This is a genomic window from Streptomyces sp. URMC 129, from assembly GCF_051386415.1.
Lineage (GTDB): Bacteria > Actinomycetota > Actinomycetes > Streptomycetales > Streptomycetaceae > Streptomyces.
Genome location: NZ_JBPQTQ010000226.1, coordinates 1 through 4,138, shown reverse-complemented (window position 1 = coordinate 4,138; position 4,138 = coordinate 1). Strand labels below are relative to the sequence as shown.

Genomic DNA, 4,138 nt, shown 5'->3' with positions numbered 1-4,138 from the left:
CCCCTTCGGGGGAGGGGTGGGCGGGTTTTTTCGCTGCGACGGGGTGAGGCGGGGGGATCCGGGAACGCGGATCAGATACGGATCTGGATCGCGCCCGTGAAGCGGTCGTGGAGGCCCCGCGTGTCGCGGTCCCAGATCAGGGGCGGCAGGAGCAGCGCGATCAGCAGCGTCCGCAGCACCGCGCGCGGGAAGCTCAGCCGCTGCCCGCTGATGTGCACCACCCGCACCCCGAAGATCCGCTTACCGGGGGTCATCCCCACCGTGCCGACCGTGAGCGCCACCATGACGGTGAAGACGAGCAGCGTCAGGTTGGGCACGTCGGCCACCTGACCTTGCGCGATCAGACCGTATGCGATCAGACCGCACATCCCCCAGTCGAGAAAGATCGCGCCGACCCGCCGGCCGAGCGGGGCCACCGAGCCGGGGCCCTCCTCGGGGAGGCCGAGCCGCTGGCCGCGATAGCCGAAGTCGACGCCCATGTCCTCGGCCGCCGCACGGGGTCCCGAGAGCCATGAGCCGATTGCCTGCCGCATGTCCACGCCTCAACGGTAGCGCGGTCACCCGCCTGGCCCCTCACCGGTATCAGATGAGAAGTCCGGTTAACATCAGCGAAACAAATGAGTCACGCTTGAGAAATGGCACGTCTTTAGGGTCGGCCCCGGCAGGCCCACGCACTGGGCCATTCCCGAGCTGCGCTTCCCGCCCCCGCACGGGACGGGACTAGGAGGACGATCGGATGTTCCAGAACGCCGACGAGATCAATCAGTACATCGCGGACAACGACGTCAAGTTCATCGACGTCCGCTTCTGCGACCTGCCGGGCATCATGCAGCACGTCACCGTGCCGGTCGAGAGCTTCGACCCGGCCGAGAGCCTGATGTTCGACGGCTCGTCGATCCGTGGGTTCCAGGCCATCCACGAGTCCGACATGGCGCTTGTCCCGGACCTGTCCACGGCCCGCGTGGACCCGTTCCGCAAGGACAAGACGATCAACATCAACTTCTTCATCCACGACCCGATCACGGGCGAGGCCTACAGCCGCGACCCGCGGAACGTGGCGAAGAAGGCCGAGGCGTACCTCGCCTCCTCCGGCATCGCCGACACCGCCTACTTCGGCCCCGAGGCCGAGTTCTACGTCTTCGACGACGTGCGGTTCGAGACGAAGTCCAACGCCGGTTACTACTACATCGACTCCGTGGCCGGCGCCTGGAACACGGGCGCGATCGAGGAGGGCGGCAACCGCGGCTACAAGGTCCGCTACAAGGGCGGGTACTTCCCGGCCCCGCCCGTGGACCACTTCGCGGACCTGCGCGCCGAGATGTCGCTGGAGCTGACCAAGGCCGGCCTGAAGGTCGAGCGGCAGCACCACGAGGTCGGCACGGCCGGCCAGGCGGAGATCAACTACAAGTTCAACACGCTGCTCGCCGCCGCCGACGACCTGATGCTCTTCAAGTACATCGTGAAGAACGTCGCCTGGCGCAACGGCAAGACCGCCACGTTCATGCCCAAGCCGATCTTCGGTGACAACGGCTCCGGCATGCACGTCCACCAGTCGCTGTGGCAGGGCGACACCCCGCTCTTCTACGACGAGCAGGGCTACGCCGGTCTGTCGGACATGGCCCGCTTCTACATCGGCGGCATCCTCAAGCACGCCCCGTCGCTGCTGGCGTTCACCAACCCGACGGTGAACTCGTACCACCGCCTGGTCCCCGGCTTCGAGGCCCCGGTCAACCTGGTCTACTCGCAGCGGAACCGCTCGGCGGCCATGCGTATCCCGATCACCGGCTCGAACCCGAAGGCCAAGCGCGTCGAGTTCCGCGCGCCGGACCCGTCCTCGAACCCGTACCTGGCCTTCGCCGCCCTGATGCTGGCCGGTCTGGACGGCATCAAGAACAAGATCGAGCCGGCGGAGCCGATCGACAAGGACCTCTACGAGCTGGCCCCCGAGGAGCACGCCGAGCTGCCGCAGGTCCCGACCTCCCTCCCGGCCGTCCTGGAGGCGCTGGAGGAGGACAACGAGTACCTGCAGGCGGGCGGCGTCTTCACGTCCGACCTGATCGAGACGTGGATCGACTTCAAGCGGGAGAAGGAGATCGCCCCGATGCAGCTCCGGCCGCACCCGCACGAGTTCGAGCTGTACTTCGACGTGTGATCCGGTCCGGCGGGCCGGGCGGCGGGGGCGGTTGCCGTTCCGCTGTCCGGCCCGTACGCGTTCCGGGGTGACATCGGCCGTTTTCTTCCGGCTCGGGCGCAACTCCAGCCCCACGGGTTCCGCGACGCGGCGTCACGCGGGATGCTGGTGCCCATGACGCGTACCCTCACCGCCGCGGCCGGTATAGCCGTTGCCGCGGCCCTCATCCTCAGTGGCTGCAGCTCCGACGGCGGAGACGAGCCGGAGAACGACGAGCAGACCGCCGGGGAGGCGGCGGCGCTCGAAGAAGCCGTCCGAACCTTCACGGACGTCTACTTCACCGACCCACCGGCCGCCTACCGGATGCTCTCCGAGCGCTGCGCCGACCTGACCGACGAGGAGACCTACACGGCGGAGCTGGAGGGGTTCGCCGCCGCCTACGGGGAGGTCTCCGTCGAGACGTTCAGCGTGGACGAGATCGACGGGGACTCCGCGCTCGTCACGTACACCATCGGGGACCCGATGATCGACGGCGGTCTCGTCGGCCAGCCCTGGGTCCGTGAGGACGGCGAGTGGCGTTACGACGCCTGCTGACCGGCTCTCCCGTGGCCTCCGCCCGGCCTTCCGGCGGAGGCCACGGGCCGGGTGACCGGGCGTCGGCGCCATGACGCGTTCCCGTTGTCCCGCCGCGTGACTCCGCGCCCCCGCGCGTTCGGCACGGGGGCGCGGGGACCTCACTCCCAGTCCGGCGGGCGCTCCCCGGCGGTGAGGTCGAGTGCGATGCCGAAGTCCTCGCCGGTGGTGGCCGCGCTGATCAGCGCGGTGAGCGGGCCGCAGTTCTCCAGCGGGGCGATGTCGTAGGTGCCGACCAGATGACCGCCCGTCTCCGGGTCGAAGGGCTGGTCCTCGGGTGACCACAGCTCGATGAGGGACGGCTCCGAGGCCCGGCAGTCCTCGCCGCCGCCGACGGGGAGGCCGAGGATCTCGATCGAGGGAATCCGGATCTCCGTCGGTGTGCTCCCGGCGAGCCGCCCGCCGGTGAACGTGCCGGTGGTCGTGCCGGTGTCGAACTCCGCGTGGGCCGTGACCGGCAGGATCCCGAACGCCGTCAGGGTGGCCGTGGTGGGCCGCAGCAGGGACTCGCCCCGGGCCGTGCCCGCCGCGTCGTCGAAGTCCAGCTCGATGTGGCCGCTCAGTGGCTCCCCCTCCTCGCCGGGACGCAGGTGCACGGAGCCGTCGATGTCGTACCCACGGGTGGACGGAGCGGGCTCGCCGCCGCCCCCGCCCGGGTCGTCGGCGTGGACGATGACCCAGCGCGCCAGTCGGCTGTCCTGGCCCGGGGCCAGGACGCAGGAGATACCGGCGGGGTCTCCCGCCACGGGGTAGCCGCCGGTGTCGAGCAGGCCCACGCTCAGATGGATGTCACCGATGGTGACGTCCCCCTCCCCGCCGCTGGCGAACGTCAGGGAGGGCATCTCCCCGCCGGCCTCGACGGAGAAGCCGTCGGCGGGCGGCTCGGCCGTCAGGGGGAGTTCGAGGGGGAGGGTGATGTCCGGGACCGTGACGGTGGCGGTCAGCCCGCCCGTACCCTCCCCGAATCCGCCGATCCCCTGCTCGCGCAACGCCTGCCGCGTGGCGGCGTCGAGCGTCCACCGCGTTCCGACCGTGACCTGGGGAGTCGGCTCCCCGATCACGAACAACTCCGGTACGTCCGCGGTGACCTCGACGCTGACGGACCTCTCGCCCACCCGGGGCAGGTCGCACGTGTAGTCGAGCGTCAGCTCAGTCGGCTCGGCGGACGCGGGCGTGCCCGCCAGCGCCACGAGTCCCCAACCGGCCAGGGCGGTCACCGCCACCGCCGCCCGCAGCCGCTTCGTCCGTCTCTTCCTCCGAGCTTCCATCAGCTCTCCCTCCCCTTGGGTACGCGGCAAGCTAGGCGGGGCGCGGGGGCCGGTCAAGACGCGTCGCGGCGTTCTCGAAAGCCCGGAGCAATGGCTGACCCGGATA

At 70.0% G+C, this 4,138-nt stretch carries 4 protein-coding genes; 2 read left to right on the top strand and 2 right to left on the bottom strand.

Annotation, left to right across the window (positions count from 1 at the left end; all coding sequences use genetic code 11):
* Positions 1-71 precede the first annotated feature (71 nt).
* Entirely contained in the window at positions 72-539 is a 468-nt protein-coding gene (locus tag ACSNOC_RS27095) for an RDD family protein (RefSeq protein ID WP_436750217.1), read from the bottom strand.
* Between the two features lie 197 nt (positions 540-736).
* Between ACSNOC_RS27095 and glnA the strand changes: the two genes are divergently transcribed.
* Both glnA and ACSNOC_RS27085 read left to right on the top strand, forming a co-directional pair.
* On the top strand, positions 737-2,152 hold the full coding sequence (glnA, locus tag ACSNOC_RS27090) for a type I glutamate--ammonia ligase (RefSeq protein ID WP_436750216.1): 1,416 nt from the start codon (positions 737-739) through the stop codon (positions 2,150-2,152).
* A gap of 153 nt (positions 2,153-2,305) precedes the next feature.
* The gene (locus ACSNOC_RS27085; RefSeq protein ID WP_436750215.1) at positions 2,306-2,725 is read left to right on the top strand and encodes a hypothetical protein; all 420 of its coding nucleotides are present in this window, start codon (positions 2,306-2,308) and stop codon (positions 2,723-2,725) included.
* Between the two features lie 140 nt (positions 2,726-2,865).
* Here the strand turns inward: ACSNOC_RS27085 and ACSNOC_RS27080 are convergent, their stop codons facing one another.
* Positions 2,866-4,032: a DUF6801 domain-containing protein gene (locus ACSNOC_RS27080; RefSeq protein WP_436750214.1), complete on the bottom strand. Its 1,167-nt coding sequence runs from the start codon at positions 4,030-4,032 to the stop codon at positions 2,866-2,868.
* Positions 4,033-4,138 lie beyond the last annotated feature (106 nt).

Excerpts from the sequence above, each read along its gene's own strand:
- glnA (WP_436750216.1), top strand. The coding sequence starts at position 737 with ATGTTCCAGAACGCCGACGAGATCAATCAGTACATCGCGGACAACGAC.
- ACSNOC_RS27085 (WP_436750215.1), top strand. The coding sequence starts at position 2,306 with ATGACGCGTACCCTCACCGCCGCGGCCGGTATAGCCGTTGCCGCGGCC.
- ACSNOC_RS27080 (WP_436750214.1), bottom strand. The coding sequence starts at position 4,032 with ATGGAAGCTCGGAGGAAGAGACGGACGAAGCGGCTGCGGGCGGCGGTG.